Origin of the sequence: Prosthecobacter sp., from assembly GCF_049294395.1 — a bacterium.
Lineage (GTDB): Bacteria > Verrucomicrobiota > Verrucomicrobiia > Verrucomicrobiales > Verrucomicrobiaceae > Prosthecobacter.
Genome location: NZ_JBAQCR010000340.1, coordinates 1 through 5,568, shown reverse-complemented (window position 1 = coordinate 5,568; position 5,568 = coordinate 1). Strand labels below are relative to the sequence as shown.

At 60.2% G+C, this 5,568-nt stretch carries 4 protein-coding genes and 1 pseudogene; 1 reads left to right on the top strand and 4 read right to left on the bottom strand.

Annotated elements, in window-relative coordinates; all coding sequences use genetic code 11:
• Positions 1-121: 121 nt before the first annotated feature.
• Positions 122-1,012, bottom strand: a pseudogene (locus WAW39_RS22575) (MFS transporter); the annotation flags it as partial.
• 137 nt (positions 1,013-1,149) lie between these two features.
• Here WAW39_RS22575 and WAW39_RS22570 point away from each other — a divergent pair.
• A complete protein-coding gene (locus WAW39_RS22570; RefSeq protein ID WP_422321419.1) occupies positions 1,150-2,049 on the top strand; it encodes a LysR family transcriptional regulator in 900 nt (299 codons plus the stop codon).
• Here the strand turns inward: WAW39_RS22570 and WAW39_RS22565 are convergent.
• The 3 genes from WAW39_RS22565 to WAW39_RS22555 form a co-directional block, all read right to left on the bottom strand.
• Positions 2,013-4,706 carry an MGH1-like glycoside hydrolase domain-containing protein gene (locus WAW39_RS22565; protein WP_422321418.1) on the bottom strand — a complete coding sequence of 898 codons (2,694 nt, stop codon included), beginning with the start codon at positions 4,704-4,706 and terminating at the stop codon, positions 2,013-2,015. The genes WAW39_RS22570 and WAW39_RS22565 overlap by 37 nt on opposite strands.
• Before the next feature lie 44 nt (positions 4,707-4,750).
• Positions 4,751-5,257 carry a ribonuclease HI gene (gene rnhA / locus WAW39_RS22560; protein ID WP_397382470.1) on the bottom strand — a complete coding sequence of 169 codons (507 nt, stop codon included), beginning with the start codon at positions 5,255-5,257 and terminating at the stop codon, positions 4,751-4,753.
• Positions 5,254-5,568 (bottom strand): DUF3817 domain-containing protein (locus WAW39_RS22555; protein ID WP_422321417.1); only part of this gene is annotated, 315 nt, incomplete at its 5' end. The genes rnhA and WAW39_RS22555, both read right to left, overlap by 4 nt.

Sequence of the window (5,568 nt, the reverse complement as noted above, 5' to 3'; positions counted from 1 at the left end):
CAAGCTTTGGGCCTGCTTGTCATTGCGCCGCGATAAACTTGCCTTGCACTTCACCTCTCTGTTGGCTTTTGCCGCCGTCATCGATTGGATGCAGCCTTTCAAGAAGTTTTAAAACACTGCCTAGTGTCGTCATCACCACCGTGGAGACAATCCCGCTCATGGCGAGGTTGGCACTCAGCCGTGGATCACGGAACAGGGACAACTGGATCAAAGGCGAAGCCGCTTTCAACTCCACATGCAGGAACAGAGCGAATCCCACGCCAGCCCCCAGCAGCAGGGCAATGTTGAGCGTTCCAAAGTGTCCGCGCCCGAGTGTCATGGCGAGCGCGTAGGCTGTGAGAGTCAGCGCCATCAACACCATGCCAAGAAGGTCCATGTGGCGGCGGCCATCTCCAAAATGTTTGCGATCCTCCGGCAGGTAATGACGCACCAGCAGTAAGGCCAGCAGCCCAAGCGGAACGTTGATGAGGAAAAGGGCGCGCCAGCTCCATCCTGCAATCAACACGCCACCGAGCGACGGCCCAAGCGCAGTGCCAATCGCAGACATGGTGCCCAGCAGCCCCATGGCACTCCCGGTTTTTTCCTTCGGCACAATCTCACCGATAAACGCCATCGTCAGCGCCATCATGATGGCTGCACCAAGCCCCTGCACCGCACGGGCGGCGATCAACATCCAGAGCGTGGTGGCGACTCCGCATACGATGGAGGCAAAAGTGAAAATCAAGATACCCGCCTGCAGCAAACGCCGCCGACCAACGATGTCTCCAAGACGTCCGACGCTGACGATCAGCGTGGTGATGGCGAGCAGATAGGCCAGGACCACCCACTGGACTTCTTGAAACGATGCAGAAAACGCCCGGGTCAAAGACGGTAGCGCAACATTGGCGATGCTCGTGCCGAGCGATGACAGCAGCATGCTCAGCGAAAGGCCGGTGAGCGCCCAGCGCACGGACGGCCGCTGTTCCGCAGCTTCAGCGAATTTCAGATCTTGGGATTCAATTAAAGTCTTCATAGAGTTCGTGTGTTCTGCCTCCCATAGGGGAGCCGAGAGACGGATAGCCCTTGGTCAGACATGCGGAAGACGCACGGTTTGCACTCTATTCGTGCGTTTGACGCCATGTCATAGCCGAGGCATGCTGGCGTCCATCCATGTCGAACCCGGATCTCAATCTGCTCTTCACCCTCGATGCGCTGCTCGCAGAAGGCAGTGTTGCGCGGGCGGCAAAGCGGCTGCGGTTGAGTCCGTCAGCGATGAGCCGCGCGCTGGGAAGATTGCGTGATGCCACAGGCGACCCTCTGCTGGTCCGCGCTGGACGTGGTTTGGTCCCCACTCCTCGCGCACTTGAACTCCGCGAACGAGTCCGGCAGCTGGTGCAGGAGTGCGAAACAGTCCTGCGCCCCGCCGCGAAGCTGGACTTCAAACGTCTGGTCCGCGCGTTCACACTTCGGACCAGCGAGGGATGGGTGGAAAATTTCGGCCCCACCCTCATCGCCCGCTGCGGTGTGGAAGCCCCGGGCGTGCGGCTGCGCTTCGTACCCAAGCCAGACAAAGACAGCACGCCCCTGCGCGAAGGTGCAGTCGATCTGGAAACAGGCGTGGTGGACGAAACCACGAGCCCGGAACTGCGCACACAGGCCTTGTTCCGTGACCGCCTCATGGGCGTTGTGCGAATGGGGCACCCGCTTTGTAAAGGGAAGGTGACACCCTCCCGTTATGCTGCTGGAAAACACATCCTGGTCTCACGCGAAGGGCACGAAACAGGGCCGATTGATGACGCCTTGAAGCCGCTCGGATTGCAGCGTGAGATCACCACGATTGTCAGCGGCTTTGCGACCGCCGTGGCCTTGGCCCGGGAAAGCGATTTGATCGCGAGTGTTCCCGAACGCCACACCGCCAGTCTGCGCACTGGCATGCATGCCTTCCCCCTGCCGGTCGCTACGCCTGAGTTCACAGTCTCGATGCTCTGGCACCCCCGGCTCGATGCGGACGCCGCCCATCGCTGGCTGCGCGGTCACGTACGTGCCGTTTGCGCCGGCAAACCGTGCTGACTCCTCCTCACCAATCGCGCCACCAGCGCCGTCCATCCCGTCTGGTGCGAGGCTCCGCAGCCACGGCCAGTGTCGGCATGAAAATACTCATGGAAGAGAAGCAGGTTTTTCCAGTTGGGATCGCCAGCATAGCGGTCATCGCCATTGTGGCAGGGCCGGTGGCCGGTGGCATCAGGTTCAAAGAGTCGGCACAAACGCCGCGAGATCTCATTGGCCGCACCCTGCAGCGTCACCCGTTTGCCGCTGCCTGTGGGCAGTTCCACGGTGAAGTCGTTGCCATAAAAATGATGGTAACGTTCCAGAGCCTCCACAATCAGATAAGCGATGGGAAACCACACCGGTCCACGCCAGTTGGAGTTGCCGCCAAACATGTGGCTGTCGCTTTCCCCGGGCACATAGCTGACGGTCAGGTCACCACCGTTGAGTCGCAGCGTGTAAGGATGCGCTTCATGATATTTGGAAAGGGATCGAATACCGAAGGGTGACAGAAACTCCTTCTCATCCAGCAGGTAGCCAAGCAGCCGCTCCAGGCGCTCGCGCGAAGGAATCGCCAGCAGCCGGTGCCCATGCGTGCCACCCTTGACACAATAGCTCACATGATGGGCGAGGTCTGCGCGATGCTGAAGAAACCAGTCCATGCGCTTCTTGAATCCCTGCAGCTTGACGATGCGCCCCTCGTCCAGCAGCTCCACGGCGATGAGCGGCAGCAGGCCCACCAGCGAGCGTGTGCGCAGCGGAATGGCGGGCCTTCCATCATCATGCAGCTCATCGTAATAAAAGCCGTCAGTCTCATCCCACAGCCCCTCGTCACCGATGTTGTTGATGGCATCGACGATCTGCACGAAGTGCTCGAAGAATTTCGAGGCCATGTCCTCATACGCAGTGTTCACCGTGCCGTCTGGCCTCTGCGCAAGTTCCAGTGCCATGTTCAGCATGGTCAGCGCGTAGAAGGCCATCCAAGCCGTGCCGTCCGCCTGTTCCAGCCGCTGCCCGTCAGGCAGAGGCTGCGATCGGTCAAAGATGCCGATGTTGTCCAGACCTAGAAAGCCACCGGCAAAAAGGTTATGCCCCTCGCTGTCCTTGCGGTTCACCCACCAGGTGAAGTTCAGCAGGAGCTTCTGAAAACAGCGCTCCAAAAACTCACGGTCACGCTCCCCCGCAGGCGCGGCGATTTTATACACACGCCAGCAGGCCCACGCATGCACTGGAGGATTCACATCGCTGAACTTCCACTCGTACGCCGGGATCTGGCCATTCGGGTGCATGTACCACTCACGCAGAAAGAGCAGCAGCTGCTCCTTGGCAAAGTCCGGGTCCAGCTCCGCAAACGGCAGCATGTGAAAAGCGGCATCCCATGCCGCAAACCACGGATACTCCCACTTGTCCGGCATGGAGAGCACATCACGCGCATACAAATGCTGCCAGTGTTGGTTGCGCCCAGACAGCCGTTCCTCGGGTGGCGGCGGAAACGCTGGGTCTCCCTGCAGCCACTCCGACACCACGTAATAATAAAATTGCTTCGACCACAGCAGCCCCGCCAGCGCCTGTCGCTGGATCTGCGCCTGCACCGGATTCAAAGCGATGATCGTCTGGTAAAACGCATCCGCCTCCTGAATGCGCTGCGCAAAGACAGCATCAAACTCCGTGGCCGTTGTCATCGCTCGCTCACACAGGCGCAGCTGCAGCGTCACACTTCCACCCGCAGGAATGTTCAGCCGGTACAATGCGGCGGCCTTAGTTCCCGTTTGCGCCGGATTCACCGCACCAGCTTCGCCCCCGATCACATAACGATGAAACGCATCCTTGGTGTAGGGCGATGCATTGGGCGAATCAAACAGCAGCTTCTGATTCGTCTCGTTCTCAGTGAAAAGCCACTGCGGCTGCACACCGTCACTCGAGGTCAACGCCTGCAAACGATGCTGGCCGAGATCATTCGCCATCGGAGATTTCATGCCAACATGCGTCGCTTCCACCACGCCGTTCACGAGAGCAAGCTGCGGCCGGGCCGAGCCTTCTTCCCAGGACCACGTGTTGCGATACCAAAGCGTGGGCAGCACGTCCAGCGCCGCAGCCTCCGGACCGCGATTGTGCACCGTGATGCGGATGCAGATGTCCTCAGCCGCTGCCTTGGCATACTCCACGAAGACATCAAAGTAGCGCTCTTCGGCGAACGCCGCCGTGTCGGTGATTTCAAACTCAGGATCCGTCAGCCCCCTCCGCGCATTCTCATCTACCAGCTGCTGGTAGGGAAACTCACCCTGCGGATACTTGTACAACGCCTTCATGTAGGAATGCGTCGGCGTGGAGTCCAGGTAGTAGTACAGCTCCTTCACATCCTCGGCGTGATTCCCTTGCGGTCCGGTCAGGCCGTAGAGCCGCTCTTTGAGAATGGGGTCGCGGTGATTCCACAGCGCCAGCGCAAAGCACCGCCGGCACTGGCGGTCCGTGATTCCCAGCAGTCCGTCCTCCCCCCAGCGATAGGCGCGTGAACGTGCCTGCTCATGCGGAAATGAAGCCCACGCATCCCCATCCGCCGAGTAGTCCTCGCGCACGGTGGACCACTGCCGCTCGGCCAGATACGGCCCCCAGCGCTTCCAGTTCGCATGGCGCTCGCGGTCAGCGCGCAGGCGTTCATGTTCTGGTGTGGTGGCGGACATGCGTGTGAGTGTTTAGTTCATGCCCGCAGCAGTGCAAGCAGCCGTCAGAGCAGCTGAGCTTCTGTCTCCGCCTTAAATTCTTCAAGCAGCGCCTTCAATTGCTGCGAGGTGTACCGGGCTTTGACCGCAGCAATGGCCTCGTTCGCCAGTTCGTCGCAGCGTTCGTTTTCAGTATGTCCCGCATGGCCCTTGACCCAGTGCCACTCGATTTTGTGCATGGCGGTTGCAGCATCGAGTTCGCGCCAGAGGTCGGCGTTTTTCACCGCCTGCTTGTTGCTGGTTCGCCAGCCGTTGCGCTTCCACCCGGAGATCCACTGACTGATGCCTTGGCGCACATACTGGGAGTCGGTGTGGAAATCGATCTGGCAGGGCTCTTTGAGAATGCGCAGCGCCTCGATCGCCGCCTGCAGTTCCATGCGGTTGTTCGTGGTGGCCGGCACACCGCCTTTGAGTTCACGCACATGCTTGCCATAGGCCAGCACAGCCGCCCAGCCACCAGGGCCTGGGTTGCCATGGCAGCCGCCGTCGGAATGAATGAGTACCTTCTTCACGCCGGCGTCTGGGTGGAGTCCTCCGCCGCCCACGCACGCATGCGGCGGTCGATGAAAAAGGGCACAAACGGCAGCAGCGAGGCGATAAACACCAGCACCGCACGGCTGAACGGCCACCCCGTGTGCATCAGCACCCGCCACAGCGCGATGCAGAAGATCACAAACAGCCCGCCATGCACCGAACCCGCAATCTTGACCGCCAGCGGTATGCCCCAGGCATACTTCAAAGGCATGGCGGCAAAGAGCAGAATCAAATACGAAATGGCTTCGAGCAGGCCGACGCTGCGCAGAAAGGAGACAGGGTGTTTCAT